We start from the raw sequence: 24928 nt of genomic DNA on the forward strand, positions 1-24928 counted from the left end.
AGGAACTGTGACCGAGTGGCCGAAGGTGCTCCCCTGCTAAGGGAGTATGGGGTGTAGAGCCTCATCGAGGGTTCGAATCCCTCCGGTTCCGCCAATTAGCGCCAAGAAGCCCGCACCTAAGCGGGCTTTTTCGCATCTAAACCCATGCAGAATGCGGACTTAGACGCGCTGAACCCTCCCGAATCGCACACGCTCACACCCAAGTCCACGGGTAGCGCGTAGGTAAGCGAGTAGGTACGGCGAAAACAGATCCGCCGATGCCTACAAATACTCTCACTGACGCCCAATGCAAACGCGCTGCCGCACCAGACGGTCCGCGCAAGTTTTTCGATGGCCACGGACTGCACCTTTTGGTCACTCCGGCGGGTACTAAAACATGGCGAATGTCGTACCGCCTCGAGAAGAAACCTCAGACCGCAACCTTCGGTGCCTACCCCCTGGTGAGCCTGGCCGACGCGCGCGAAAAGCGCGACGAGATCCGCCGCAAGCTGAAGAACGGCGAGAGTCCGAAGAAGGTCAAGAAGGTGGCCGGCGTGACGTTCCAGAAGGCCTGGGAGGCCTATTGGGAGGGCCGTCAAGACGTCTCCACTGGATACCGCACCAACGCCCTGCGCGCACTCGAGATGCACCTTGGTCCGAAGCTGGGAGAGCTACCGGTCGGTAGCATCACGCGTGAGCTGCTGTTGACCGAGCTGATGAAGATGAATGCGGCCGGAGCGTTCGTGTACGTGCGCAAGGTCCGCATGTGGGCTGGCCAGGTGTTCGATTGGGCGGTGGAGCATGGGCACAGCTCGGTGAACCCGGCTGCGGCCATCCGGCCCGAAAAAGCATTCGGACGTGAAGAGGTCGAGTCGCACGCGGCGCTCGAGCTCAACCAGGTGCCGGAGCTGATCACGCGCCTGTCTCTCGAGCGCGAGCTCATCTCGGTGCTGGCCTGCAAGTTCCTTGCGCTCACGTGGGTGCGGACCAAAGAGATGCGGTTCGCAAAGTGGGACCAGTTCGATGGTGACCTGTGGCGCGTGCCGAGCGGCACGATGAAAAAGCGCCGCGACCACCTGGTGCCGCTGTCGACGCAGGCGCTCGAGGTCCTGGCCAAGATGAGGGCGCGCCAGAACGGCGACTATGTGTTCCCGGCTGACCATCGCAACGACCGGCCGCTCAGTGAGAACTCGGTGCTGTATCTGCTGCACCGGATGGGCTACGAGGGAAAGATGACCGGGCACGGTTGGCGCACCGTGGGGTCGACCTGGGCGAACGAGCAGGGCTTCAACGGCGATGCCATCGAGCGGCAGCTCGCCCACGCACCTGACGACGAGGTGCGGGCGGTCTACAACAGAGCTATCTACCTGCCTGAGAGGCGGAAGATGCTGCAGGACTGGGCAGACTGGTTGCTACCAGGCTCAGCCCCGCCTTCCGAAGCGTAGAGAGCTTCCAGCCGCGCGTGCGTGCGCTGAGGTCGACGTCGGGCTTCGGTAGCTTGTCGTCCTTCATCCAGCGCCGCAGCGTCTCGCTGGTGACGCCGCCGAGGGCCGCGCAGAGATCCTTGCGCCAGATGATGCGATCGGGCTCGGTCATGCGGCCACTCCTTCTTTCAAAAATCGAACGTCGATGATCTGGCCGCCAGCCTGGCGCACGCGCATCTTGGCCAGGTCGACGGCGCGCGTCACTTCACGGGTGCTTAGCTGCTCGAGCTGGTATTCGTGCAACCTGACCGCTTCGACAATGTCGTCGAGCTCTTGGTAGTAGAGGGCCGTCGCATGCCAGGCGCCCGTGGCCATGGCACGCTTGCGGATCTCGGCGAGGGCGAGCTCGGCGCTCTGCAGGTGCTCGGCGAGACCGCGTACAACGCCCTGTGCCTCGATCGACAACGCGATCTCGACCGAGCTGGCCAGCGTTGACCATTGCAGCTCGCTGGCCACGCCCTCGCGTAGCGCCTTCAGCGATCGATGAACCGGCGCCATCATTCGCTCCAACTCACCTGGCGTGAGCGTGGTGGCTCGGTTGATGACGACGCTGATCATGTTGGTGGCCGGCTGGAAGCGCACGCGGCGGGGAGGGCGGCCGCGGCTCAAGATGGTCTCCCTTCCTGCACACCCGCAGGCGCTCGCAGCACCTCTGCCGACTTCCAGCGGTTGGCGCGTTGTAGGCTGGTCAGGGCTATGGAGAACTCGTTCCAGAACTTGATCGCTTCGCGTTCTGTGGCCCGATAGTGGCAATCCGGAGGCATATACAGCGGGCAACCTTCGTTCGCCAGGCCGTCCTGCGGCCCGATGGGCTCGCTCGTTTGGCACATGATGACCTTGGTGGCTGGGCCGTCGTCTGTTTCGCTATACCGCCAGAGCTCGGGCTGTCCGCCGCAGCAAGGGCAGAGCTCCAGGCCGTCCGGAGCTATGAGCTTCTTGTAGTCGTCTCTCACGATGCCACCTTCTTCGCTGCTCTGGATGCCTCAGTGGCGGCGACCTGGTGCTGGCACGGGCGTGAGTGTCCACAGGACTTGTCGCCCACGATGACTGCACTACACATGGCCCGGCCGCCATGCAGCACACCATTCACAGCGCAGGCCGGACGGTCCTGTGGGATTGCGGGCGCGAGGTTGAAGGTCTTCTTCATGCCAGCTCTCCGCGCGCACCCGGTGCGTGTGCTCGCTGCTCGGCCTGGCTGTGTTGCGCGCCCTGCATGTACTCGTAGCGGTCCAGGCTGGCGAAGAACCTGAGCGCCATGGCGGCGGTTTGCGTGGCTTCCTTCCGCACGTTCTCGCGGCTGGTCTTGTGCGGTTCGTACACCAGCTGGAGCACGTCCTTGCCCAGCTCGCCAAACTCTTCGGCGAGCACGCCCATTGCATGCAGCGGGTCCGTGGGCCACGTGGGGAACTTCGCGGTGGCCCGCTCCAGCTCGGCGAACACCTCGGCGAACCTAGCTGCCGGCTCTGCCGCATCTGCCTGGGGCATCTTTTCCGGCCATGGGGCGAGGAACTCAACGACCTCGGCCACGAGCTTGGCGATCACGCTGTTGTCCACGTAGCCAATCTTCGGACGGCAGGACATGAGCGTGCCCACGGTCATGCTCAGCAGGTCGCATGCCTTCTCCAGTGCCGCATCCGGGGCATAGCCGTTCAATAGATCCCAGCATTGCCTCCGGGCGAGTTCAGCTTCTCGCCGCTGATCTGGCGTGAGCTGGCGCTCCGACCGGGTGCGGTCATGAAAGCGCTGTGCGGCCTCAATGACGAGCTTCGAGGAGACGCCTTTGCCGAAGGTCCCGCCGTCGACGCGGGCCGCCTTGTCGAGCAATGGCCACTGCACGCAGCAGGTGCCGTTCGGGCGAGGGTCGAGGCCGAGGCGGGTACGCAGCCGTGAGACGTCTTCGTGGTCGCGGGCATACCAGTCTTCTGCGACCGCAGCTTCGTACCGCTCGGTTATGGCCGCGGCGATCGGGTTGTTGGCCAGCCACCGAGCGTCGCCGTGCACCATGGTGCGCAGCCATTCGATGTGCTGGGCTTCCCATTGACGCGCCTCGCGCCAGGCGTGAAAGCGAGCGATTAACTTCTGGATCATGGTGAGGTCCTGTCGCGGTGGATGTGAGCGGCACGGATCGCGATCGCGTCGGCCAGGGCGTTATGGGGGCACTTCGACTCGCCGTCCAGGTCGCGGCGGATCTCGAGCGTGAGTGGAGGCGTCTCGAGGCGCACGCCTGGCCCGGTGATCAGCAGCTGGCAGAAGTGCGAGATGTCGTCCGGCCAGTCCGCGACGATGTGAATGGCGGGGTAGCGCGCAAGCCAGGCAGACAGCTTCTCCTGCACCGTTGCTCGCGGCCGCGCTGGTTTGCCGATGATCGGCATGACGTTCACCGCGACCCATGGCACAGGGTTATCGCAGCCGAGCGACTCGTAGAAGGTGAGGCCCTGCTCGTCGACCAATGCGATCGAGATCAGTTCACCGCCCATGCCATTGAACTCGGTGTCGATCCAGAGGCGGGTGGGTTGGTCGACGGGCCAGAACCGTCGATCCGAATGCTCTGACTTGAGGGCGTCAACATGCCCTGAGGTGTGGATGAGGTTCATGGCCGTGCCTCCTTCGGGAACGGCCATGCCGCGCGCGGATCCAGTCCGGCTGGCTCTGGCCACAATGCGGCCGCGAGGCACTCCACGGCAGCGGGGGGCAGGGTCGCCGTGGAGCGGTCATCAAACACGATCCGCAGCTGGCCATTGGAGAAAATTCGCGTGACCGCTCCTTCCAGCCCGTGCGTCGGCTCCTTTTCGTCAACTACGCGAATTCGGTCCGCGACTTGCATGATCCTCGCGGCGACCTCTCCAGCCGGCTCAGACGCCCCTGCTGGCTCAGCATCGAGTGCTTGCAGCGCGGCAGCGATGCTCGCGCTTGCCTCCTCGGGCGTCGTCTTCGCCTTCGCCGCTCGCGCCGCAGGCTTCGATTTTTTTGCACCTCCTTTCGCACTTTCCTCCGGCTGCGCAGCCAGTTGGTCGCGGGCGGGAGCTTCTGCGCCTCGCTCGGCGCGGATCTCGGCCTGCACCTTCGCCTTGATCTCGTCGATGCTGATGCCCAATTGGGCCGCCAGGTCCTCAATCATCGATGCGGAAGGGTCGGGTGTGCGTTTTCCGTCCTCCAGCGTCCAGCGAGGGATAGCGTCGCTCTGCAATAGCGCCAGAATGACCTTGAAGCCGACTTCGTTGTCGTCGGTCGAGCGGATCATGCTAGCGAGAAGGTCGTCGTCGGCCTCTTCCAGGCCGAGTGCGAGTGCAGCGTCGGCGTCGGAGCATCGCTGATCGGCGCCGGAGATCTCAAGAAAGATGCGGCGCATCATGGTGGCGGTGAGCGCGCGGACTTCGCCGGCTTCTATGCGCGGTCGAATGGCCGCAATCGCGGCGAGGCGCCAGCGCTTTTGATATTCGCCTTCAACGCGTTTTCGCTCTTCCTCTGCCGCATATGCAGCCTCGGCCTTGCGATCTTTCGGAGCCTGCGAAGGATCCCGTTCACGGGCCTTCGCATTGCCCGCGAATTCGTCGGGCAGCACTTCGACCAGCTGGCCAGTTTCGGGCGTGACCAGCAAGGCGACCTTCTTCAGTTCTTTGGCAGTGAGCATCTCGCGGAGGGGCCGGCCGCCGGGAAGTCGTTCTTCGAGTGAGGTATAGCCCTTCATCATCGAGTGCGGCCCGTACGGCATAGCTGCCTTTGCCTCACGTCCATCGATGATCTCCATACCCTTGGCGCGCGCGATTGCGATCAGGCTTTCAGTGTGCGCGCCTTCTTTGGTTCGGAAGCACGTCGGATCGATGCACAAGTCGGGCCCATCGACGTCTGCGAACAGATCTGGGTGCGCGCCGGTGCGCTTCGTGCAGCTGTTGCAATCGCCGGCGGCCGGCACCAGGCTCGCGTCGATGATCGAGAACTTCGCGGCCGACAGCTTCAGCATGACGTTCTGTTGCACCCAACTCTGCAGCGCACGGTAGCTAAGCCGCGGCGAGCCCTGATGGTCTTTCTCGGTCGCGGCCTCGAGGGCCTTGACCTGCAGCTTTTCGTCGGGGATGCGTGCGATCAGCAGCGCCTTGCTGCCGTCGATATCGCCATTGCGCAGCGCCTCGCGCGGGCCGGGCGTGAGCTCTAGCAGTTTGAGGCGGCCGTAGACATAGGCGCGGCTCTTGCCGATGCGCTCGCCGACCTTCTCCTTCAGCAGCCCGGTCTCGTCGCAGAGCCGCTGATAACCCTCGGCCTCCTCGAGCTCGGTGAGGTCGTCGCGCTGCAGGTTCTCGACGATCTGGATCTCGAGCACCGCCGAGTCGCTCAGCTGCCGGATCATCGCGGGGATCGTCTTCTGCTGCGCGAGCTTGCTGGCCCGGTACCGGCGCTCGCCCGACACGATCTCGTGCGTGGGCAGCGGGTTGCCATCGCCACGGTTGCGGAACGTGTCATCCAGGCGCGAAGGCGGCAGCGGTCGCACGAGGATGGGTTGGTGCACGCCGCTGGCCTTGATGCTCTCGACCAGGTCGTGCATCTTCGCTTCGTTGAAGGTCTTGCGCGGGTTGGTGAGGCTGGGCGCGACCAGAGCGAGATCGAGCATCGCGAACAGCTCGACGGCCGCATCGGCGTCGGGCTGTTCTGCAATCGCGGCGCCGTCGCCGGCGGAGAATTCTTTGAGGGACATGGGGTACTCCGAAGGTCAGGGCCGCGCACGGCCGAGTGGGTTGAAGGGGGCAGGGATGGAATAGAGGGCGCGGCTTAGCGCCTGGGCGGCCTTCTCGATCTCCTGGCCGAGGTCCAGCGCCTGGCACTTGAGTTCGTCTAGAGCCGCTGCGAGCGCTCGGGCGTGGGCGGAGATGCGCTGCAGCTCGGCAGCTGTTTTGCTGGCGGACGGTTCCGGCGCTGCGGACACCTTGGCGTGTGCTGGCGCCGCCGCCGGCGGCACGAACCCGGGCAGGGAGATCGCATGCTGGCCATTCACGTGCACGCGCTGCAGCACCTCCTTTTCGATCGGTGTGCTAAAGCTCGCTAGGACCTGTTTGACCGGGAGGCCGAACTGATCGGAGATCTCGCGGTGCGTGAAGTACTTCGGCGCGCCTGGTGCGCGGAGAGCTGTCAGGACGCGAGAGGGAACGCTGTTCGCCCGCGGCTGCCATTCCGCCGCGACACGGCCGGTCGGCGTAAGCTGGGCAGCAGGCGGGCGTTTGGCGGCGGCTTGGGGGGGTGCTGGTGGCGGAACCGGGGCAACCCGGTGCATCAGGGCTACGGGCTGCCTTTCGAGCATGCTGGGAAGGGATACCCGCGCTCCGCCAGGGGCGACCTGCGTGTCGCCCATCCGGCTCGGCAGCGCGAGCGCGTCGTAGGCGCCAGGCCGGGGCGAGCGCGTCGCCAGCTCGGCGCCGGTGTAGATCTCGCGCGATGGAGACATGCGCGGGCCTGCGACCGTCGGCTTCGTCATGCCTTGCTCCTTGGAATTGCGTCAGCCCATGGGCAATCCGGCTGGTGCGGCGCCCACGCACCCACCGCGCACAATCGGCACCCCGCGCAGTAGGCGAGCTCGTCGGCGTTGGGCCCACGCCTGGCAGGCGACTTGCGGCGCTGCATCCGGCGATAGAACGCCATGCTGGCGACGATCCCGAAGGGTCCGCCTGCGAGGTAGGCTGCGACCTCGAGGCCGCTCGCGTCGGGGGCAAGCTTGAAGAGGACCAAGTTGCACGCGCCGATCGCGAGGCTGTTAAAGAAAGCTCCGACGTGATGGCCGTTGTTGACCAGCTGGCTTTGCAGGCCCAGCGCAAACACGAGGCCGAACGTGCTGGCCAGGAGATAGATGGCGCTCAAGATTGCCTCTCCTGGCCGGCCGAGACGTAGGGCGGGCGGTACGCATCGTCGCGTGAGGCCAGGTGCTTCTTGATGGCGGAAGCGTCGACTGGATCGATTGCCGTGACTACGTTGATGGTCGGCGCACCGCGGCCGATGTGCACGCGGTCGATGTTCACGCCGTCCATGGCGGAGCGAATCAGAACCTCTCGGCCAAGCGCGCGCTTCGCACGGTCCCGGATCTCCTGGGTCACGGCGAGGCCGAACTGCTCTACGTGCAGAAGATCGAGTGCCAAGGCGACCAGCGGCACCTCGGCCGGGTCGTAGATAACCTCGGCACCGCGCTTGAATGCGGTGCCGAGGAGCTCCATGGCCAGCCCTTGGGCCAAGGTGATGCCAACGCCGACGATGGGGCGATCGGCGTCCGTGCGCACGCTGACGTGGCCATGCGGCAGGTCGACGATGGTGATGGTGATGGATGCCATCGGGTCTTTCAGTGGGAAGGGGTGATCGCCACCGACAGCACATGCGGAAACACCGTCAGCATGTCGATCAAGGTGGTGCGGAAGGAGACGTGCGTGCCGCGCTTCAGGGCAGCGGCTGAGGCCTCCGCTTCCTTGCGCTTGTTCTCGGGAAAAGCCTGCTCGACGTGAATACGCCGGTGCAGAAGGTTCGAGCCGATCGGCGTCAGGTCGAGGCAGAGCACGGGGCGGGTGTGCGTGCCGTCGGCATCGAGCTGGTTGCGGATCACCGCGTGACTTGCCAGGCGGCCGTGGATCTCGATGACCAGGTCATCGCTGGCCTGCAGCGAGTTCGACGCATCGTCGGGAGCGTCGAACATGTCAGCCGGCACCGTCAGTGCAGACGTCTGTACTGCCGCGCTCATGAGCCGACCCCCGGGATCTTCATGCCGGAGAGGCCGAGGGCGATGCCGGTCAGGGCGAACACACTGACGACGAACATCGCGAGGAGGGCGTTCCAGACCCCCGCCATGCATGAGAGAGCGTCCGAACTGTCCTCAGGCTGGTCCACATCGTCCTGCTGCCCGCGCAGCACCTGCTCGGCGCGTACCGCTTCCTCATAGGTGCGTGCCAGGCTCTCGGCAACCCATGGATCAAGGTCGGGCTTCATCGGCGAGCCCTCCGCGCTTCCATGCGTTCGTCCCACAGCGCCTGCTCGAGGCGATCTTCGGCCTTGAAGGCAAGGGCTTCATCACGGGCGAGGGCCTGCGCGCGCGCTTCCGCGACCGTAGGGGCTTCTGGGTCGGTAGCGGCGGCGAGGGCCGCGATCACAAGCGCAGCGATGGCGCCGATCAGCCAGCGTGCGATAAGCGCGTTGATCATGATGTGCTCCCGCCGTTGAGCACGTAGCGCGGTTCTTGCAGCAGGACGCGGATGCCGGTGCCCCAGGTGCGCAGCACCTCGCGGCGCCCATGCTCCACCTGCGTACGCTCGATCACACGCACGATCTCCCCGCGTTGCATCGGCGTGACCCTTGCGGGGCTGATGCCAAAGCGGCGGGCGGCAGCTTCGGCATGGCGTCGCTCAATGTCGCGATAGCGGCATTCGACGGAGATGATCGGTGCTTCGCTTAGGGTGCAGAGCTGGCACGTCCGGCCGCTGGTGTACTTGCGCAGCTTGACCGCGCCCAACAGGAGCGAGAGGTCCTTTGCGCGGATGGTGGCGACTTTGGTCATTGAGCAACCCCTCCGGCGCAACGGCTGGAAACGAACTCCCGGGTGTCCCAGATCGCTCGTGCGCGGAGCGCGTCAATGCCAGCCGGCAGCGTGAAATGGACCACGCGGTCGTCTTTCATTCGGTGTGGCACCGTCAACCTGATGCCGGGTGCGCCAGGAAGCGCGTGGCTGATCATCACGACCCGAGCCAGACCGAAGTCCTCGAGCAGCAGATCGATGCGCCCGTGGTACTGGTCCTCGAGGTCCCACGCATCGACCTCGAGCGCCCGCAGATCGGTCTTCTTGAGCAGCGTCTTGGCGAACTGCTGGGCATAGATGGACTTGCCCGTGCCCTGTTCGCCGACCAAGTGCCACACGTCGACATTGACGGGGCGGTGCGAAGCGACGGTGCTCATACCGACAACGCAGCGTCAAGGGCCAGGGCGTCAATCGCGCGGTTGATCTCCCGCGCGGTCGCTGCGAATTCGCGTGCTGCCGGGTGGTCCGGAAGCGACGAGGTTTCGCGTGGAACAACTACGACAGGCGCGTCTTTCGCGCTGCCGATGCTGATCGTCCCAGCCCGCAGGGCACGGTCGGCGTGCGTGACCTGCATTGCCTGCCATGGGCACGTGGTGCCTTGGCGATAGAACGCCTGGCGCCGCGTGCCCTTGGTGCGGATCCAGATTTCGACCGTGCTGGCCGAGAGGGGGTGCGCTTCAGGGGCTGCCTGCGCGCGCTCGAGAGCCGGTTGAGCGGCGGGAGAAAGTGATGGCATGTCGGCCTCCGTCGTGTTGACGAGGTCGATTATTTCCCCTTTGGGGAATTCATGCAATCCCCTTTGGGGAAATTATGAGGCGACTCTAAGTTCCACTTTCCCCTTCTGGTTCAGGGTCATGGAAGCGAGACTCGTTGCTAGCCGTGCGTTCCGTTGGGCGCTTGGGGATCGACGGACGGTTTAGTAAGCGCATCAAGGAGCCGCATTGCGGTCGCGCGGTCGGCTTCGGGGATCTTGTCGAAAAGGCTCAAAATCCGGCGGCCATTGTCTGAGGCAGCCAACTCGTAGTCCTCAGGCGTATCCATCCAGCCTCTCTCCAATTTCAGGGTCTCTTCAATGGCCCGTGCCATTTCATCGCCCATTTGGTAGGGCTTACCGCCTCTCTCGTGGCGGATGTTTCCGTTGGCAATGCGGGTGAGTTTCGCCGCGTCATTGCGCGCGTATCCCAGGGCTTGGCACAGGTCGGCCATCGAACCGTGGGTGGAGACCAGCTGATTGAGCCTGGCTCGCCGGATCTCGGATGCTGTTTTCATCCGAAGTATTACATTCCCCATAGGGAAAACGCGAAATTCCCCGAAGGGTCTTGCTTTCGTTTCCCCATTGGGGAATACAATGGCTTCCATGAGCTTACAAACTTGGTTGGAAGAGAAGCGCGGACGCGGCGCGGCGCTGGCGAAGCACCTTCGCATTCCGTCGTCGATGGTCACCAAGATGGCGAAGGGAATCAAGGCGGTCCCCCTCGATCAATGCCCCTACATCGAGGACTTCACTCGCCGCGCGGTGACGTGCGAAGAGCTTCGTCCCGATCGAGTGGAGTTCTTCCTGAAGCTCAGCCAGCGGATCGCAAGCGAAGCCGTTCCGCAGTGCAACACCACCGAAGCGAAGACGCCTTCCCTCGACGAGAGGCTCGCTTAGATGAAGCCTCAGCTTGGTCTTGCGCGCTGCGGTGACATGCGCCTCTTTATGTTGTTCTGCCATGCATCGAGTGTCGGCAGCACGTTCGCGCTTGGATATAGCGCTTTTCATCCGGAACGGGTATGAACATCCTTGACACGGTGCGGCGCATGGCGCGCAGCTATCCGGGCGGCGTTGACGCTGTGGCTCTACGACTCGGTAAGTCGCCTTCGACTCTTGAGAAAGAGCTTCGAGGAGCGCCGGGGTACAAGCTGGGTGCGGAGGACGCTCTCGAGATATCGCGTTTCTGCGTCGAGCTGAAGACCGACGACTGCCTTTCGTATGCGCAGCTCGTGGCGATGGGCACAGAAGCGACCCTCGTTCCGCTGCCAACGGGTGCCCCAGGCAGCGTGAAGGTGTGCATGCGGGCCGTGTCCCAGGCCTCGAAAGAGGCTTGCGACATGCTCGGCGAGGCCTCAGCGTCGTTGGACGACGACTACGTCAACGACAACGAACTGCGGCGCATCGATGGCGCCTGCATGGAACTGGTGACCTCGGTGCTCACCATGCGCAGGGTGATGGCCGAGAACAATTTGGCTGGCCCACCAGCGCGGACGGCATGAGCGTCGTTGGCCTTTCGCACCAGGCGCTGCAACCAGCGACCCTGGCGTTTATCTCTGCGCCGCGCGTCGAATGAACGAGGCGCCCGAGTTCCCCTTGGTAGCTGCGCCCTTGTGGGCGGAGATCCCTCAATCGCTCGCGACCCGGCAGCAATGGGTGCTGTGGAAGTTCGAGCACAAGGAGGGGGCGAAGAAGCCGCAGAAGATGCCGTACTACGTTGGCGGTGGCAAGCGCGCTGGAGAGCAGGGCAGCGACCGCGATCGCCAGCGGCTCGCAACCCTGCCCGTCGTACGAAAGCGCTTTGAGGCTGGCGGCTGGACCGGCGTCGGTCTCGCCTTCCTCCCCGACGATGGCTTGATAGGCATTGACCTGGATGGCCAGCAAGAGCCCGACGGTAGTTGGTCAGACCGATGCAAGAACATCGTCGGCGCCTGCGACAGCTTCACAGAGATCTCGCCGAGCGGGAAGGGCGTGCACATCATCGTCGAGGGATCGACGAAGACGAACAAGGACAACGGCATCGGCGTCGAGGTCTTCTGCGGCAGCCAGTACTTCACGATCACTGCCAATCGATTCCCCAATACCCCCGCTGAGGTGCAGCCGATCGACGAGATCGCGTTGAGACGTCTGCACAAGACGATCGACGACGCCAAGGCCGCGGCGAAGGCTGCCAAGCAGGCACCTCCAAAGCCTGCGCGAACTTCACCTGCCGCGCAGCCAGCTGGTGAGGGCGTGGACGACTTCCAGCGGGTCAAGGAAGCCGCAATGGCGAACTTCGGCGCGTGGGTGCCTGTGCTTTTCCCGAGCGCAGTCGCCGTCGGGTCGAAGTACCGCATCACCTCCAAGTCCCTCGGTCGAGATCTGCAGGAAGATCTGTCGATCGCGCCCGAGGGCATATGCGACTTCGGCGTGGCCGACATGGGCGACCCTAAGCAGGGCGCGCGCACGCCGATCGACTTGGTGATGGAGTGGCTCCCGGCAGAGAAGCCAGCCGATGCGCTGAAGTGGCTCGCCCCGCTTGTCGGCGTCGAGCTCACCAAGCCCAAGCGGGCCGGCAAAAATCAAAATCGCGACCCTGAGGCTCGCGCTGGCGGGCAGGGGGGCGGGGGTGAGGGACCTCCGCCTGGCGCTGTGCCGCCGTTGGACGACGACGATGGCGAGGCCTACGACATTGTCATGTCGAAGCTGGTGAAGGGCCGCGGCGGCCGGCCAGACGACTGTCGCGAGAACGTGCTGTATTGCATGCTCAACGACCCGGCCCTGCGCGGCCTGATCAAGAAGAACGATTTCAGCCAGCTCCTCGAGCGCAGCAAGGACGCGCCATGGGGGCGCCCAGCAGGCGAGTGGGACGACGAAGACGATCTGATGCTGGGCGAATACCTGCTTCGGCGATTCGGCCTCGGCATCAAGGGCAAGGGCACTTTGCGCGATGGCGTACTGATGGCCGCGCGCCTCAGCAAGTACAACCCGATCGTCGACTGGATCCATGCCGAGAAATGGGACGAAGTGCCGCGCATCGACCACTGGCTTGCGGACGTCTTCGAGGTCGAGGACCGGCCGTACACGCGGCTGATCGGCCGCTGCTTCATGATGGGCCTGGTCAAACGCGCGATCCAGCCTGGTTGCAAGTTCGACTACATGCTGATCCTGAAGGGTGAGCAGGGTTTGTCAAAATCCGGCGCCTTCCGCGCGCTGGCCTACCCGTACTTCACCGACAACGCGATCCGCATCGGCGACAAGGACAGCCAGATGGCCATGCAGCTCGCCTGGATCGTCGAGTCGGCCGAGCTGGAGTCGCTGAACAAGTCGGAGACGACGTTGATCAAGCAGTTCCTCTCAGCTCAGGAGGACTGGTACCGGCCGCCGTATGGCTCACAGATGGTCAAGCAGCCGCGGCACAGCGTCAACGTCGGCACGACCAACGCCGACACCTTCCTGAAGGACGCCACGGGTGACCGCCGCTTTTGGCCGCTCGAGGTCAAGGTGGTGCATCTCGACATCCTGACGCAGCAGCGCTCGCAGCTGCTGGCCGAGGCGCTGCATCGGCTCAATGAGGGCGAGCAGTATTGGCCCACCAGGCAGGAAGAGAAGGACCTGGTGTTCCCGGAGCAGGAGCCCTTCAAGCGCTCGGATCCATGGGAGGACAACCTCGACGAGTACGTCAATGCCGACCACGGCACGCTGGCGACCGACGTGCCTCGCCGCGACCGTGAGTTCTTCCCCAGCACCGAGCTCTACGACAAGGCACTCAACATCAAGGCGGACCGTATCGACGGCAACGGCCAGATGGATACCCGCATCGTCAACTGCATGCGGCAGCTGGGCTTCAAGCGGCACCGCGAGACCACTGGCAAGCGCCGGCGGGGCTACCTGCGCCTGCCGCCTGCAACACCGGTCCAGACGCCCGCGCAAGCCGGTATGCCGCCCGACGACCACGAGGAGGGCGATGACCTCCCGTTCTGACATCAACGTGCGCCTGGCTGGATGCCACGCGGATCGGTCTCGCCCCGTGCATGCGTCTGCGCGCACGGTCCTGACGCCACCGCCGTCCACCCTCGTCCACCCTCCGTCCATCGGGGGGTGGACGGCGCAAGCCGTTGATTCCATTGCGTTTTTCGCAATCGGTCCAGCCGTCCACCCTCCGCCTCGATTTCCTTCACACGTAGGCGCGTGCGCAGACAGGCGGGCGCGTGTCCGCGCGCGCTCGCGGGCGCAGCTCACCCACACCTGTTGGTCGGGTTGGACGGCTGGACCAACTCAACAGCCATGCGGGTTTCAGCCGTCCAACCTCCGTCCAGCAGGCCCAATCGAAAGGACCGATCCGATGAATCAGCCAGCGAAGCAGCCCGGCATGCGTGAGCGCATGCCCGATACGGCGCAGTGGATCGATGCGCGTCGCCTCGAGTGGGGCAAGGCTCACGTGGACGACTGCCTGCGCCGGGCCACCGTCGACAAAGAGCCTGGGCATTTCTATGCCATCGAGCGTGGCCACGTCGCCGGCACGCCGTTTGCCGCCGATCACGAGGTCGCAGAGATGCAGCGCTATGCCGTGCTGCATGCGTGCACCTTCGCCGCATTCATGCGGGAGCCCGCGCCAGTGCAGACGTCTGCACAAGGGGGCAGCCATGCGAATTGACGTGCGCGACAACTTTCCCGCGGCGCAGGCCGCGATGCGCGCAAACGGCAAACAGGCACGCTTCGCCACGGCGGTAGCCCTCACGCGCACCGGCTCTGACGTGCGTGCAGACGAGAAGGTCGGTATGCAGACCCGCTTCGATCGGCCGACGGCGTTCACGCTGAACTCCCTGTTCCTGAAGCCGGCGACGAGGGAGGACCTGACGGCACGCGTCTGGGTGAAGGACAGTGAGCGGCCGAGTCACTACCTGCTGCCGCAGATCATGGGCGGTGCCCGACAGCAAAAGCGCTTCGAGCAGCTGCTCGTGCAGCGTGGCGTGATGCGCGCGGGTGAGCGCGCTGTGCCTGGTGCGGGCGCCATCATCGACAGCCACGGCAACATGGCACGCAGCCAGATCACCAAGATCCTCAGCCAGCTGCAGGCGTTCAACATGGCTGGCTTCGACGCCAACGCGACGAACAGCAAGCGCAGCGTTTCCAAGCGGCAGCGCGAGGCCTACTTCTTCAGCACCGGGCCTGGCACCCATCCCTACGGCCGCCGCTCCTGGAAGCGCGGTCGCATGAAGCAGCACCTGGCGCGCGGCATCTGGTCGCGTATCTCGTTCGGTGCGATGTCGTCTGCTGTGCTGCCGGTGCTGCTGTTCGTCGACCGGGCGGCGTACAGCAAGCGTCTGCCCTTCGAGGAGATCTCCCAACGCACCATCGCGCGTGTGTTCCCGGGGCACTTCGATCGAGAGATGGCGAAGGCTCTGGCCACGGCCAAGCCGGTCAGGGGGGCAGCTTGATGGCTCGCATGTGGCTACAGATCAAGCGCTGGGCCTGCGCCCATCACTGCTACGTCGAGGACATCAGAAGGGTCTCGCCGAGCAGCGTGCGGTGCGTCTGCGCCAAGTGCGGGCAGACCCTCGACGCGCCCTATGGCATCGCGCTCAAAGCCCGCCTGATGCAGCGGTCGGGGACCACCCGATGACGCGCCCGTGTCCGCGATGTCCTTTCGGATTGCCCCGGGGGGTGGCTTTGGCTGCAAATCGCCTGATTTGTTGCGTCAAAGCGACGTTTCTGCCTTCCAGCACCGTTTTGGTGCGTTTTCGACCCCCCTGTCAAGGGTCCTCCCGGCAAGGCCTCGATACGGGTAATTCGGGGCGCGTTCATTTTCTAGTTCACCCACTTTGCATAGGGTAAGTAAGCATGTCGATCAAGGGTCAGGAACAGATCGCGGCGCTCTTCGGCGTGTCGCCCAAGACCATCACGGAGTGGCAGGTGATCGGCTTTCCCGTGGCGGTGCAGGGCGGGCCCGGCGTCGCGAGCGAGTACGACGCGCCGTCATGCATCGCCTGGCTCGTGGATCGCGAAGTGCGCAAGGTGCGCGCTGAGTCCCCGAAGGATCGGCTGTCGCGGCTACAGGGCGACAAAATCGAACAAGAGATGCTGCGCGAGCGTGGCCTGCTCATCCCCGCGGATCAGATCGAACCGCTGTGGGCGAGCGCGGTGCTGGCTGCTCGCGAGTTTCTCCGCGGTGAGCCGCCGCGTCTGGCTTCGCTGTCGATCGGTCTCGACAAGCCTGCGGTCGAGCAGCTGCTGCGCGCATCCTTCGATGATTGCTTGAAGCAGCTGTCCGATTGGCGCGCACCTGGCGAAGACGACGATGACGACCCCGAAGCAGAAGATCGTGGTGACGAAGAGGACGACGGCTCGTGAGATACGGCCCATCGATCCCCGACAACCCCGACGTGTGGGCAGGACGCGCGCTGCGCGCGATGTTCGCGCGCGTGTGGCGCAGGCTCAAGCCGCCGCCCCGCATCGACGGCGCGCAGTGGTCGACGAAGTACCGCGTGCTGAGCAACGAAGAGTCGGCGCTCAAAGGCCGCTTCAGTTGGGCCGTTTCGCCCGCGCTTCGCGAGATCGCTGCGATGGCCACTCAGCCATCGGTGCGAAAGATCGTTGTTCAGAAGAGCGCGCAGGTCGGCTACACCGCTGGCATCGTCTGCAACATCATCGGCTACCACATCCACTATCGGCCCAGCGTCATCGTTGCCGCGTTTCCGCGCACCCAAGCCGCCAAGGACTTCGCCGCCGAGAAGCTCGACCCCATGATCCTGAGCACCAAGGTGCTGAGCCGGCGGATCATCATCAAGAGCAGGGCCCACGGCAACAGCACGCTGCGCAAGCGCTTCGCGGGCGGGCTGATCAAGCTGGTCGGCACCAACAGCCCAAGCGACGTGAAGTCGACCAGCGCGCGCCTGGTCATCGTCGAGGAGCCTGACGACGCAGCGTCTGATGTGCGGGGGCAGGGCAGCTCGGTCAAGCTGCTCGAGGAGCGGGCCAAGACCTATCCCGATCACCTGATCCTGATTGGCGGAACGCCCACGGCGAAAGACGCGAGCGTGGTCGAGGACGAGATGCGGAAGACCGACAAGCGGTACTTCCACGTCCCCTGCCACGGGTGCGGCGATAGCCATGTGCCGGCCTGGGAGAACGTCACAATTCCCGAGGACCTCGACGCACCATTGCACGAGGTCTATGGTCGCCATCAGCACGCGCGAGCCTTTTACGCCTGTCCGCATTGCGGGGAGCTCTGGTCAGAGGAGCAGCGGATCGCCAACATCCGGCGAGCCGAGCGCGATGGTGGCGGGTGGGTCGCAACGCAGGCGAGCGAGACGCCGGGCTACTACCTGAACGAGCTGCTCAGCACTTTCGACGGCTCGCGAGTGCCGGTCCTGGCCCGTAAGTACCTCGAGGCGAAAGCGAACCTCGACAAGGGCGATGCGGGCGACATGATCGCCTTCACCAACAGCACGCTGGGATTGACTTGGGAGTATCGGGGCGAGCTGCCCGAGGAAGAGACCCTGCGCGCGCGCGCCATGAAATACGCCGAATGGTCATGCCCCGTCGGCGGCCTGGTGCCATTGATGACGGTCGACGTGCAGCATGACCGCCTGGCCGTCACCGTCTGGGTCGTCGGCCGCGGCGAAGAGATGTGGCTTGCCTACTGGGGCGAGCTCTTCGGCAAAACGGTGGTGCCCTACGATGGCGCTTGGCTTGAGCTCGAGCAGCTCATGGCCAGGCGCGTGCGCCACTCGACGGGTGCTGGTTTGCCGCTGACCGCAGTGGCGATCGACAGTTCCGACGGCCAGACGAGCGACGCGGTGTATGCGTTCGTGCGCAAGCATGACCGCAGCAACCGCCACGTCTTCGCGATCAAGGGCGCCCCTGACGCGGTCGGCCGTGTTGAGATCTGGTCGCCACCGAAGAAGATTGATCCGAACGTCCGCTCGACGAAAGCGGCGCGCGCCGGTATCAGCATCAGCATCATCGGTACCGCCAAGGCGAAGGACCTGATCCTGGGCTGGTCTGAACAGGCAGGTCGGGTCCGCCTCGAGGGCGAGGGCCCGGCGCGCATGCATTGGTATGAAGGCGTGCGGGACGACTTCTATGAGCAGCTCCTCAGCGAAATCAAGATCCCTGGCCGGGTGAACAAGAACGTGCGCGAATGGAAGCCGCGCACCGATCGCCGCAATGAGGCGCTCGACTGCACCGTCTATGCCGTGTGGCTCTCTCGGGCTCTTCGGCTTCATCTACGCAAGCCTGCCCAGTGGGACATGGCAGAGAGCCAGGTCCGTCAGGCACCGCTGTTAGAAGAGGGCGATGACGGGGTCTACAGCCCTCCGAGTACGACGGCCGGCACGCCCGCAGGCCAGACGGCCGCAGCCACTACCGAGCAACCTTCACCGTTCCAGCCTCCGGCGCCGCAAGTGCCCGTGCGGCCAACCCCTCCCGCGCGCCCGCACGCTGTGCCGCGCGCTCCTAGTTCTTTTGCCTCCGACGATTGGAGTGACCGCCTGTGAACAAGCCCCAAAACAACATGACCCTCGGGCAGACCGAGGACGCTGCAGTGCAGCTTGAGAACGAGTTCACGAGCATCGTCCGGGAGGAGATCGGGATGCACGAGGGCATGGCCGCGATGTTCGCGCAAGCCCTGGTGCGCGGTCTGCGCCGAAAGCTCGGTGGCCAGGACATCTACGTTCCAGCGCCTGACCGCTCCGAGCGCGACGCCGCGATCCGCCGGCTGTTCGATGGCAGCAACCTCGCCGATGTGATGCGAACGCATAACGTCAGCCGCAGCACGGTCTATCGCGTCACCGGTCGGCGCGACCCGCAGTCGGTGCGCATCGGCATGGGATCTGCAAAAAGTCCCATTTCACCCCTTTGAATGGGACGAGACCGTGCGTAGCTTCCAGCCATGACCAACGCCCAAATCATGCTCACCAAATACCTCGAAGCCGAGGTAGCTGTTCTCAGTGGCAAGTCGATCGCCTTTAACGGGCGAACGCTTACGAATGAGAACCTCACCGAGATCCGGAGGGGGCGAAAAGAGTGGGAGGCTCGCGTGGCCTCAGAGAGCGGTCGGGGTTGCGGCTTGGGCGGGCTGTCGTTTTCGGTGGCGCGATTCGATGGCGAGCGAGGTTGAGCATGAACATCATTGATCGACTCGTCGCTCAGCTCGACCCAGTACGTGGTCTGAGGCGGGCCCAGCACCGCCAAGCCCTCGCGTTCTACGAAGGTGCGAGGCCCACGAAGCAGCGGATGCGGCGCTCCGACAACAGCAGCCCCAACGCGCTGGTCGGTGGGAGCGCCGCACAGCTGCGCGCCCATGCGCGCTTCCTCGAGCGTAACCACGACATCTCGCGCGGCGCACTTCGCGTCATGGTCAACAACATCGTGGGTGCAGCAGGCATCGGTGTGGAGCCCATTCCGAGGAGACTCGACGGCACTATTCACACCGAATACGCGACCGCATTGCGGGCGGCCTACAAGGCACGGCAGAAGGCCCCCGAGGTCACGGGCCGATATCGCGGCCCGCTCGCACAGCGGCTCGTGGCCTATACCTGGTTGCGCGATGGAGAATGCTTCGCCCAACAGCTGATCGGTCCTGTGCCGTTCCTGGAGCACGGCTCGCCGGTGCCTTACTCGCTCGAGATCTTCGAGCCTGACTTCGTGCCGATGGAGTTCGACGACTTGTCGAAGGGCATTCGACAGGGGATCCAGGCCAACGCCTGGGGGAAGGCGACCGGCTACTGGGTCCACAAGACCGATCCGCGCGAGATGCTCAATTTCTCGGATACCTCGAGCCTGAAGATGATTCCTGCAAACCGCATGCTTCATGCGGCCACACTGGATCGTTTGCACCAGCGACGCGGCGTTTCGGAGTTCGCGAGCGTCCTGACCCGCCTCGAGGACCTGAAGGACTACGAGGAGAGCGAGCGCATCGCTGCAAAGGTTGCGGCATCGCTTACTGCCTTTGTGAAACGCGTCGACAAGGATGCGGGCTACTCGCCAAACGTAGATGCGACGGGCCAACCAATCCCGCGCGATCTTCGTATGCAGCCGGGCATGATCATCGACTCGCTCGAAGTGAACGAGGAAATCGGAATGATCGACAGCAATCGACCCAATCCGAACTTGGTCACGTGGCGCTCCGGCCAGCTCAAGGCGTTTGCTGCCGGTGTCGGCGCAAGCTACTCGAGCGTCAGCCGCGACTACGGCGGGACGTACAGCGCGCAGCGGCAGGAACTGGTCGAGCAATGGGTGCACTATGCAGTGCTGGCCGACGAGTTCGTTGGGATGTGGGTGCAGCCGGATTACGAGACATTCGTACAGGTCGCGCATCTGAGCTCGGTGGTGCCGATGCCGTCCGACGTCATGCCGGGCACGGCTGACGACGCGCTGTACATCGGTCAGAGCATGCCCTGGATCGATCCGGTGAAAGAGGCCGACGCGTGGGAGAAGCTTGTAAAGGCGGGCTTTGCCAGCGAGACCGAGGTGATCCGCAAACGCGGCGGCAATCCGCTCGACGTGCTCGACCAGGTCGAGACCTTCCGCGCCGATGCGGCGAAGCGCGGCCTGGTGTTTTCTAGCAACGCAGCGAACGTGCCTGGCGCACCTATCGCAGAGGCATCCATCCCCGCTGACCTTGACGAAGACGCTTCGAAATAGTCCCATTTCTTCCCTAGAAACGGGACAACCCTTTCCAGACACTGAGGCCTCTCAATCGAGGACCTCAGTTCATGAAGCAATCAACCTGGTACGCCATCCGCCGCAAGACAGCAATGGCGGCCGCCGTGGTGGGCGCGCTCGCTGCAGCGGAGATCTACATCTACGGCGACATCGGCGAGAGCTGGTACGAAGAGACGACCTCGGCCGCCACGTTCGTTCGCGAGTTGCAGGATCTCGACGTCGAGGCGATCACGATCCGGGTGAACAGCATGGGTGGCTCAGTGCCCGACGGCTTCGCCATCTACAACGCGATCCGTCGCCATAAGGCCACCGTCACCATCGAGGTCGACGGCGTCGCCTTCTCAATCGCCAGCCTGATCGCCATGGCCGGCGACAAGGTGCACATGGCCAGCAACGCAATGCTGATGGTGCACGCCCCGTGGCAGTACGCGGCTGGCAACAGCGTCGAGCTCCGCGACCTTGCTGACCAGCTCGACACCTGGGCTGCGGCGATGTCCACCAGCTACGCCGCACGCACCGGCGACCAGGCCGGAATGCTCGCATTGCTGACCGACGGCAAAGACCATTTCTACACGGCCGAGGAAGCCCTCGCCATGAAGTTCATCGACGGCATCACCGATGCGATGCCTGTCTCGGCAAGCGCCTCGGCGATGCCGCTCAACCGTTACCGCTCGCTGCCGGCAAACGTGCCGGCAGCGGGTCCATCCGCGGCAGCTGCCGCACTTTCCGCTGAAGAGGAATCTATGAAGAAACTCCGTACCCCCCTGCTGCTCTCCGCCGTCGGCGCTGCAGCAGCCGGCGCGGGCGGCGGCGGAACCGCCGCTCCTGCCGTTCCGGCCGCTCCCGTTGCTGCTGCCGTCGACCAGGCGTCGATCCTGGCTGCCGACAAGGTCCGTCGAGATGGCATCCGCGCCAGCTTCGCACCGTTCGCGTCGCGTCCCGGTGTCGACACGCTGCGCATCGCATGCGAAGACGATCACGGCATGACGGTGCAAGCCGCTGGCCAGAAGCTGCTCGCCGAGCTCGCCAAGGGTTCGACGCCGGTGGCAGGCGCCCACGTCATCACGATGGACGACGAGGCCGACAAGCAGAAGCGCGGCGCCACGCAGGCTCTGCTGGCCCGAGCCGGTTACGAAAAGATCGAGGGCGCGAACCCGTACCGCGGCTACACCTTGGCCGAGATGGCTCGCGCCAGCCTGACCCGTGCCGGCTTCCGCAGCGAGGGCATGGACAAGATGCAGTTCGTCGGTGCCGCCTTCACGCACAGCACGAGCGACTTCCCGCTGCTGCTGGCCAACGTCGCGAGCAAGGCGCTGATGAAGGGCTACCTCGAAGCCGAAGAGACCTTCCAGCTCTGGACTCGCGCCGGCAGCCTGCCCGACTTCAAGCCGGGCAACCGCGTCGACCTGAACGCGTTCCCCAGCCTGCGCAAGGTGGCCGAGGGTGCCGAGTACAAGTACGCGACGATGGGCGAGCGCGGCAACACCGTGGTGCTCGCCACCTACGGCGAGCTCTTCAGCATCACGCGCCAGGCCATCATCAACGACGACCTCGACGCCTTCACTCGCGTTCCACGCCTGATGGGCCGTGCTGCCATCCGTACCGTGGGCGACCTGGTGTACGCGATCCTGACGGCCAACCCGCCCATGCCCGATGGCAAGCCGTTGTTCCACGCGGATCACGGCAACCTGCTGGCCGCTTCCGGCATCAACACTGCCAGCGTCGACGCAATGCAGTCGGCCATGGCGCTGCAAAAGCAGGGCGCCACGGCGCTCAACATCGGCACGAAGTACCTGATCGTGCCGCGAGCGCTCAAGGGCATTGCCAACGTGGTCCGCGCCAGCGAGTTCGAAGTGGGCGCAGCGGCCAAGAACAACTCCGTACCGAACAGCGTGCGCGAGACGTTCGAGGTGGTCTCCGACGCCCGTCTGGACGCTGCGTCGACGACGGCCTGGTACGGCGCTGCCGACCAAAACAGCGCCGACACGGTCGAAGTGAACTACCTCGACGGCAACGACCAGCCGTACCTCGAGCAGAAAAACGGCTGGAACGTCGACGGCACCGAGTTCAAGGTGCGCATCGATGCCGGCGTGTCGCCGCTCGACTGGCGCACCCTGGCCAAGAACCCCGGCCAGGCCTAACTCGTACGGGCGGACTGCGAGTCCGCCTTGTTCCCCCATCTGTCACACATCCTGAGGAATTCACCATGAAGAACTTCATCCAAGAGGGCGCCGTCCTCGACTACTCGCCGGCCGGCGCGGTGGCAGGCGGCGCCGTCGTCGTCATGGGCGTGCGCGTCGGTGTCGTCGTCGCCGACATTCCCGCCGGCGGCCTCGGCGCCGTGCGCGTCAAGGGCGTTGTCGAACTCGCCAAGCTGGCCGCCGACACGCCTGCACAGGGCGCGCTGCTGTACTGGGATGCCGCCAACAGCCGGCTGACCACCACGGCCGCCGGCAGCGTCCTGGCCGGCTACGCGGCGAAGGCCGCCGGCAACGGCGCCACGACCGTCTGGCTTCACCTCAACGCCTGAGCCTCCTGTGCTCGCCGCTTTCGCGCTCCTCGAGTCCCGCGCCAACGCCGCGGTGGTCGCATCCCTGTCCAACAGGCTTGTGACCGTCGGAGCATTTGCCTTCACTGCGATCTTCGAAGATGCCGGAACGGTGGCGCTCAGCGGCCTGGTCGAGACGGTCGAGCCTCGGCTGATGGGCGTGACCGATGTAGCCCGCGCCGCGCTCCCGCACGATGCGTTGCTGACGATCGTGCATCCCGTGTCCCTTGCGGCCGTGCAATTGAAGTTCGTCAGGTCTGAGCCCGATGGCTCGGGCTTCCACACCCTTTATCTGCGAAAGCCCTGAGGATGTCTCACGTGCAGCAGCAGATCCTGGACGAGCTGGAAGCCGTGCTGAAGGCGGCGGCAACGGACGCGGGGCTGCATGTCTATCTTGACCGGGCAGATCCCCTGCGCCCCGACCTGTTGCCCGCGCTGCTCATCGCTGAAGCACCTCAGGGTGAGGAAATCGACGCGCAGACGGTGCGCGGTCTCGAGCAGCGCATCTACAGCGTGCTGATCACGTGCGTCGTCGCGGACGAAGGCGACTCCGCCCGGCTGGCTCGCGAGCTCGGGCGGCAGGTCGAGACGGCGCTTACATCGCGCACTGCCCAGCTTCCGAAAGCGGGCAGGGCGCAGATCGCAGCAGCTCGTATGACTTCGGACAGCGAAGGCGACTGCAACATGGCCCAGCGCGAGCAGCTCTGGCGCTTCACCTATTCCACCCGGCGCGGTGCGCCGGGCGACCCCTTGTAACCGGAGCTCCTCATGTCCATCCAAATCTGGTCTGACGTCGACGTCGACGTTCAAAGCGTCGCAGCTGCAGCGAAGCCAATCACTGTCATCACCAAGGCCAATCCGGCGGTGGCCACCGTTGAAGATCACGATCTGATCGCCGGCGAGGTCGTACTGCTCCGCGTGAAGGGGCTGGGCGAGCTCGACTATGCGGTGGCGCGAGTCGGCGCGGTCACCGCAGATACGCTCGTTCTGCTCGGCATCGACACCACCGACTTCAGTGGCGCCTTCGTATCCGGCTCGGTGTCGAAGATCACCTTCGGCGTCAGCGCTGAGACGATCACGGACGTGACGCCCAGCGGCGGAGAGGCCGCCAAGGTCGCCATCACGACCATCCACAGGAAGCCCGACTTCAACGCGATCGGGAAGGAGACTCCTTTGTCGTACGCGCTCGGTTCGCTGTGGGACATCGAGGATCCGGCCCTGATCGCGTTCAAGGCCGCCTCTCGCGCGAAGAAGGTGATCGCCGTGCGCTTCGGCTTTCCCGATGGCACGCAGATCCTCTTCGCGGGCTTGCCCAGCACCAAGCTCGCACCTGGTGGGGCTGCAGGCGCCGCGGTGACCACGCCGGTCAGCCTGGAAGTGCGTGGCTTGCTGACTGCCTACCCGGGAGTTTGACCATGGCTGTTTCTCGCGAAGACGTGAGCGTCCCAGGGTTGCCCGAAGAGGAGGTGCCTTTCCCGCCCTTCAACGGCGATGTCCTGGTGCGCGGCCTCCTCATGTCCCGGCGCCTTGCCAATGATCGGCTGCACGTCGCGGCGCTGAGGCCTCTAGAGGGCGAGAGCGAAGAGCAGGCACACGCGCGTGCCGGCAGCCAGATCGTCACCCGGATGCTGCACCACTCCGTAGTGGACGCCGGCGGCACGCCGCTGTGCAGCGAAGAAGAGTGGGACCGCCTCGGCGCGCTGCATCGAATCGACGTCTTCCGCGTCTTCAACGTCGCAATGCGTCTCTCGGGTCATGACCTGGAACTCGCGACAAAAAACTGATTGCCCAGCCCACGCTGCGATTCGCTCACGAATTGGCGCTGGAGCTGGGCTGGAGTGTTCATGAGTTGGGCGAGCGGATGTCCGCTGAGGAGTTTGGTCAATGGCAGGTCATGTTTGCGAGGGAGGAGCTGACAGCGCGTGCGCGGCACTTTCGCCATGCGCAGCAGCTGGCCGCTGTGATGCAGGGCGCCAGCA

The 24928-nt window shown here is 64.7% G+C and carries 33 protein-coding genes and 1 tRNA gene; 18 read left to right on the forward strand and 16 right to left on the reverse strand.

The window, feature by feature from the left end:
* Window position 1 precedes the first annotated feature (1 nt).
* A tRNA-Ser gene (locus QTI20_RS05945) sits at window positions 2–94 on the forward strand.
* Window positions 95–257: 163 nt separating this feature from the next.
* Window positions 258–1424: a tyrosine-type recombinase/integrase gene (locus QTI20_RS05950; protein WP_286549337.1), complete on the forward strand. Its 1167-nt coding sequence runs from the start codon at window positions 258–260 to the stop codon at window positions 1422–1424.
* Between the two features lie 147 nt (window positions 1425–1571).
* Here QTI20_RS05950 and QTI20_RS05955 read toward each other — a convergent pair whose 3' ends face one another.
* From QTI20_RS05955 to QTI20_RS06030, 16 genes are all read right to left on the reverse strand, one after another.
* Window positions 1572–2072, reverse strand: a complete 501-nt coding sequence (locus tag QTI20_RS05955; RefSeq protein WP_286549335.1) for a hypothetical protein — start codon at window positions 2070–2072, stop codon at window positions 1572–1574.
* Window positions 2069–2416 carry a hypothetical protein gene (locus QTI20_RS05960; protein ID WP_286549333.1) on the reverse strand — a complete coding sequence of 116 codons (348 nt, stop codon included), beginning with the start codon at window positions 2414–2416 and terminating at the stop codon, window positions 2069–2071. The genes QTI20_RS05955 and QTI20_RS05960 overlap by 4 nt, the downstream gene beginning before the upstream one ends.
* Entirely contained in the window at window positions 2413–2610 is a 198-nt protein-coding gene (locus QTI20_RS05965; protein ID WP_286549332.1) for a hypothetical protein, read from the reverse strand. Before QTI20_RS05965 ends, QTI20_RS05960 begins: the two co-directional genes overlap by 4 nt.
* Window positions 2607–3551, reverse strand: a complete 945-nt coding sequence (locus QTI20_RS05970) for a hypothetical protein (RefSeq protein ID WP_286549330.1) — start codon at window positions 3549–3551, stop codon at window positions 2607–2609. Before QTI20_RS05970 ends, QTI20_RS05965 begins: the two co-directional genes overlap by 4 nt.
* Complete coding sequence (locus tag QTI20_RS05975; protein ID WP_286549328.1) at window positions 3548–4057, reverse strand: hypothetical protein; 510 nt, start codon at window positions 4055–4057, stop codon at window positions 3548–3550. Before QTI20_RS05975 ends, QTI20_RS05970 begins: the two co-directional genes overlap by 4 nt.
* The gene (locus tag QTI20_RS05980; RefSeq protein WP_286549327.1) at window positions 4054–6153 is read right to left on the reverse strand and encodes a ParB/RepB/Spo0J family partition protein; all 2100 of its coding nucleotides are present in this window, start codon (window positions 6151–6153) and stop codon (window positions 4054–4056) included. The genes QTI20_RS05975 and QTI20_RS05980 overlap by 4 nt, the downstream gene beginning before the upstream one ends.
* Before the next feature lie 15 nt (window positions 6154–6168).
* A complete protein-coding gene (locus QTI20_RS05985; protein WP_286549325.1) occupies window positions 6169–6927 on the reverse strand; it encodes a hypothetical protein in 759 nt (252 codons plus the stop codon).
* On the reverse strand, window positions 6924–7307 hold the full coding sequence (locus tag QTI20_RS05990) for a hypothetical protein (RefSeq protein ID WP_286549323.1): 384 nt from the start codon (window positions 7305–7307) through the stop codon (window positions 6924–6926). Before QTI20_RS05990 ends, QTI20_RS05985 begins: the two co-directional genes overlap by 4 nt.
* On the reverse strand, window positions 7304–7771 hold the full coding sequence (locus QTI20_RS05995; RefSeq protein WP_286549322.1) for a hypothetical protein: 468 nt from the start codon (window positions 7769–7771) through the stop codon (window positions 7304–7306). Before QTI20_RS05995 ends, QTI20_RS05990 begins: the two co-directional genes overlap by 4 nt.
* Window positions 7772–7779: 8 nt before the next feature.
* Complete coding sequence (locus QTI20_RS06000) at window positions 7780–8127, reverse strand: hypothetical protein (RefSeq protein ID WP_286549319.1); 348 nt, start codon at window positions 8125–8127, stop codon at window positions 7780–7782.
* Window positions 8128–8168: 41 nt separating this feature from the next.
* Window positions 8169–8417, reverse strand: a complete 249-nt coding sequence (locus tag QTI20_RS06005; protein ID WP_286549317.1) for a hypothetical protein — start codon at window positions 8415–8417, stop codon at window positions 8169–8171.
* Window positions 8414–8629 carry a hypothetical protein gene (locus QTI20_RS06010; protein WP_286549316.1) on the reverse strand — a complete coding sequence of 72 codons (216 nt, stop codon included), beginning with the start codon at window positions 8627–8629 and terminating at the stop codon, window positions 8414–8416. Before QTI20_RS06010 ends, QTI20_RS06005 begins: the two co-directional genes overlap by 4 nt.
* Window positions 8626–8982, reverse strand: coding sequence for a hypothetical protein (locus tag QTI20_RS06015; protein ID WP_286549315.1), 357 nt, complete (start codon window positions 8980–8982; stop codon window positions 8626–8628). The genes QTI20_RS06010 and QTI20_RS06015 overlap by 4 nt, the downstream gene beginning before the upstream one ends.
* The gene (locus tag QTI20_RS06020) at window positions 8979–9377 is read right to left on the reverse strand and encodes a P-loop NTPase family protein (RefSeq protein ID WP_286549314.1); all 399 of its coding nucleotides are present in this window, start codon (window positions 9375–9377) and stop codon (window positions 8979–8981) included. Before QTI20_RS06020 ends, QTI20_RS06015 begins: the two co-directional genes overlap by 4 nt.
* Window positions 9374–9793 carry a hypothetical protein gene (locus QTI20_RS06025; protein ID WP_286549313.1) on the reverse strand — a complete coding sequence of 140 codons (420 nt, stop codon included), beginning with the start codon at window positions 9791–9793 and terminating at the stop codon, window positions 9374–9376. Before QTI20_RS06025 ends, QTI20_RS06020 begins: the two co-directional genes overlap by 4 nt.
* A gap of 80 nt (window positions 9794–9873) precedes the next feature.
* The gene (locus QTI20_RS06030) at window positions 9874–10359 is read right to left on the reverse strand and encodes a hypothetical protein (protein ID WP_286574159.1); all 486 of its coding nucleotides are present in this window, start codon (window positions 10357–10359) and stop codon (window positions 9874–9876) included.
* Between QTI20_RS06030 and QTI20_RS06035 the strand changes: the two genes are divergently transcribed.
* From QTI20_RS06035 to QTI20_RS06110, 16 genes are all read left to right on the forward strand, one after another.
* The gene (locus QTI20_RS06035) at window positions 10358–10651 is read left to right on the forward strand and encodes a transcriptional regulator (RefSeq protein ID WP_286549308.1); all 294 of its coding nucleotides are present in this window, start codon (window positions 10358–10360) and stop codon (window positions 10649–10651) included. The two genes, QTI20_RS06030 and QTI20_RS06035, sit on opposite strands and share 2 nt — an antisense overlap.
* Before the next feature lie 122 nt (window positions 10652–10773).
* Window positions 10774–11253, forward strand: a complete 480-nt coding sequence (locus QTI20_RS06040; protein ID WP_286549307.1) for a phage regulatory CII family protein — start codon at window positions 10774–10776, stop codon at window positions 11251–11253.
* Between the two features lie 70 nt (window positions 11254–11323).
* A complete protein-coding gene (locus tag QTI20_RS06045; protein ID WP_286549306.1) occupies window positions 11324–13714 on the forward strand; it encodes a VapE domain-containing protein in 2391 nt (796 codons plus the stop codon).
* Between the two features lie 361 nt (window positions 13715–14075).
* Window positions 14076–14387, forward strand: coding sequence for a hypothetical protein (locus tag QTI20_RS06050; RefSeq protein ID WP_286549305.1), 312 nt, complete (start codon window positions 14076–14078; stop codon window positions 14385–14387).
* Window positions 14377–15171: a hypothetical protein gene (locus QTI20_RS06055; RefSeq protein ID WP_286549302.1), complete on the forward strand. Its 795-nt coding sequence runs from the start codon at window positions 14377–14379 to the stop codon at window positions 15169–15171. Before QTI20_RS06050 ends, QTI20_RS06055 begins: the two co-directional genes overlap by 11 nt.
* A 403-nt stretch (window positions 15172–15574) precedes the next feature.
* Window positions 15575–16084 carry a terminase small subunit gene (locus QTI20_RS06060; RefSeq protein ID WP_286549301.1) on the forward strand — a complete coding sequence of 170 codons (510 nt, stop codon included), beginning with the start codon at window positions 15575–15577 and terminating at the stop codon, window positions 16082–16084.
* Window positions 16081–18231: a phage terminase large subunit family protein gene (locus QTI20_RS06065; RefSeq protein WP_286549300.1), complete on the forward strand. Its 2151-nt coding sequence runs from the start codon at window positions 16081–16083 to the stop codon at window positions 18229–18231. The genes QTI20_RS06060 and QTI20_RS06065 overlap by 4 nt, the downstream gene beginning before the upstream one ends.
* On the forward strand, window positions 18228–18596 hold the full coding sequence (locus tag QTI20_RS06070) for a Mor transcription activator family protein (RefSeq protein ID WP_286549299.1): 369 nt from the start codon (window positions 18228–18230) through the stop codon (window positions 18594–18596). Before QTI20_RS06065 ends, QTI20_RS06070 begins: the two co-directional genes overlap by 4 nt.
* Window positions 18597–18626: 30 nt before the next feature.
* A complete protein-coding gene (locus tag QTI20_RS06075) occupies window positions 18627–18854 on the forward strand; it encodes a DUF6148 family protein (protein WP_286549297.1) in 228 nt (75 codons plus the stop codon).
* Between the two features lie 2 nt (window positions 18855–18856).
* Complete coding sequence (locus tag QTI20_RS06080; protein ID WP_286549296.1) at window positions 18857–20380, forward strand: phage portal protein; 1524 nt, start codon at window positions 18857–18859, stop codon at window positions 20378–20380.
* A gap of 71 nt (window positions 20381–20451) precedes the next feature.
* Window positions 20452–22542: a ClpP-like prohead protease/major capsid protein fusion protein gene (locus tag QTI20_RS06085; protein WP_286549295.1), complete on the forward strand. Its 2091-nt coding sequence runs from the start codon at window positions 20452–20454 to the stop codon at window positions 22540–22542.
* 65 nt (window positions 22543–22607) lie between these two features.
* On the forward strand, window positions 22608–22931 hold the full coding sequence (locus QTI20_RS06090; RefSeq protein ID WP_286549292.1) for a DUF2190 family protein: 324 nt from the start codon (window positions 22608–22610) through the stop codon (window positions 22929–22931).
* Between the two features lie 7 nt (window positions 22932–22938).
* Entirely contained in the window at window positions 22939–23256 is a 318-nt protein-coding gene (locus QTI20_RS06095; RefSeq protein WP_286549290.1) for a hypothetical protein, read from the forward strand.
* Window positions 23257–23267: 11 nt separating this feature from the next.
* The gene (locus QTI20_RS06100; protein WP_286549288.1) at window positions 23268–23705 is read left to right on the forward strand and encodes a hypothetical protein; all 438 of its coding nucleotides are present in this window, start codon (window positions 23268–23270) and stop codon (window positions 23703–23705) included.
* Between the two features lie 12 nt (window positions 23706–23717).
* Complete coding sequence (locus tag QTI20_RS06105; RefSeq protein WP_286549286.1) at window positions 23718–24362, forward strand: phage tail tube protein; 645 nt, start codon at window positions 23718–23720, stop codon at window positions 24360–24362.
* A 2-nt stretch (window positions 24363–24364) separates the two neighbouring features.
* Window positions 24365–24733, forward strand: a complete 369-nt coding sequence (locus QTI20_RS06110) for a hypothetical protein (protein WP_286549284.1) — start codon at window positions 24365–24367, stop codon at window positions 24731–24733.
* The last annotated feature ends 195 nt before the right edge of the window (window positions 24734–24928 follow it).

Origin of the sequence: Variovorax sp. J2P1-31 (assembly GCF_030317215.1) — a bacterium.
Taxonomy (GTDB): domain Bacteria; phylum Pseudomonadota; class Gammaproteobacteria; order Burkholderiales; family Burkholderiaceae_C; genus Variovorax.

Coding starts and splice junctions, on each gene's coding strand:
- QTI20_RS05950 (WP_286549337.1), top strand. CDS start 258: ATGCCTACAAATACTCTCACTGACGCCCAATGCAAACGCGCTGCCGCA.
- QTI20_RS05965 (WP_286549332.1), bottom strand. CDS start 2,610: ATGAAGAAGACCTTCAACCTCGCGCCCGCAATCCCACAGGACCGTCCG.
- QTI20_RS05970 (WP_286549330.1), bottom strand. CDS start 3,551: ATGATCCAGAAGTTAATCGCTCGCTTTCACGCCTGGCGCGAGGCGCGT.
- QTI20_RS05975 (WP_286549328.1), bottom strand. CDS start 4,057: ATGAACCTCATCCACACCTCAGGGCATGTTGACGCCCTCAAGTCAGAG.
- QTI20_RS05980 (WP_286549327.1), bottom strand. CDS start 6,153: ATGTCCCTCAAAGAATTCTCCGCCGGCGACGGCGCCGCGATTGCAGAA.
- QTI20_RS05985 (WP_286549325.1), bottom strand. CDS start 6,927: ATGACGAAGCCGACGGTCGCAGGCCCGCGCATGTCTCCATCGCGCGAG.
- QTI20_RS05995 (WP_286549322.1), bottom strand. CDS start 7,771: ATGGCATCCATCACCATCACCATCGTCGACCTGCCGCATGGCCACGTC.
- QTI20_RS06000 (WP_286549319.1), bottom strand. CDS start 8,127: ATGTTCGACGCTCCCGACGATGCGTCGAACTCGCTGCAGGCCAGCGAT.
- QTI20_RS06005 (WP_286549317.1), bottom strand. CDS start 8,417: ATGAAGCCCGACCTTGATCCATGGGTTGCCGAGAGCCTGGCACGCACC.
- QTI20_RS06010 (WP_286549316.1), bottom strand. CDS start 8,629: ATGATCAACGCGCTTATCGCACGCTGGCTGATCGGCGCCATCGCTGCG.
- QTI20_RS06015 (WP_286549315.1), bottom strand. CDS start 8,982: ATGACCAAAGTCGCCACCATCCGCGCAAAGGACCTCTCGCTCCTGTTG.
- QTI20_RS06020 (WP_286549314.1), bottom strand. CDS start 9,377: ATGAGCACCGTCGCTTCGCACCGCCCCGTCAATGTCGACGTGTGGCAC.
- QTI20_RS06035 (WP_286549308.1), top strand. CDS start 10,358: ATGAGCTTACAAACTTGGTTGGAAGAGAAGCGCGGACGCGGCGCGGCG.
- QTI20_RS06030 (WP_286574159.1), bottom strand. CDS start 10,359: ATGGAAGCCATTGTATTCCCCAATGGGGAAACGAAAGCAAGACCCTTC.
- QTI20_RS06040 (WP_286549307.1), top strand. CDS start 10,774: ATGAACATCCTTGACACGGTGCGGCGCATGGCGCGCAGCTATCCGGGC.
- QTI20_RS06045 (WP_286549306.1), top strand. CDS start 11,324: ATGAACGAGGCGCCCGAGTTCCCCTTGGTAGCTGCGCCCTTGTGGGCG.
- QTI20_RS06050 (WP_286549305.1), top strand. CDS start 14,076: ATGAATCAGCCAGCGAAGCAGCCCGGCATGCGTGAGCGCATGCCCGAT.
- QTI20_RS06055 (WP_286549302.1), top strand. CDS start 14,377: ATGCGAATTGACGTGCGCGACAACTTTCCCGCGGCGCAGGCCGCGATG.
- QTI20_RS06060 (WP_286549301.1), top strand. CDS start 15,575: ATGTCGATCAAGGGTCAGGAACAGATCGCGGCGCTCTTCGGCGTGTCG.
- QTI20_RS06075 (WP_286549297.1), top strand. CDS start 18,627: ATGACCAACGCCCAAATCATGCTCACCAAATACCTCGAAGCCGAGGTA.
- QTI20_RS06080 (WP_286549296.1), top strand. CDS start 18,857: ATGAACATCATTGATCGACTCGTCGCTCAGCTCGACCCAGTACGTGGT.
- QTI20_RS06085 (WP_286549295.1), top strand. CDS start 20,452: ATGAAGCAATCAACCTGGTACGCCATCCGCCGCAAGACAGCAATGGCG.
- QTI20_RS06090 (WP_286549292.1), top strand. CDS start 22,608: ATGAAGAACTTCATCCAAGAGGGCGCCGTCCTCGACTACTCGCCGGCC.
- QTI20_RS06105 (WP_286549286.1), top strand. CDS start 23,718: ATGTCCATCCAAATCTGGTCTGACGTCGACGTCGACGTTCAAAGCGTC.
- QTI20_RS06110 (WP_286549284.1), top strand. CDS start 24,365: ATGGCTGTTTCTCGCGAAGACGTGAGCGTCCCAGGGTTGCCCGAAGAG.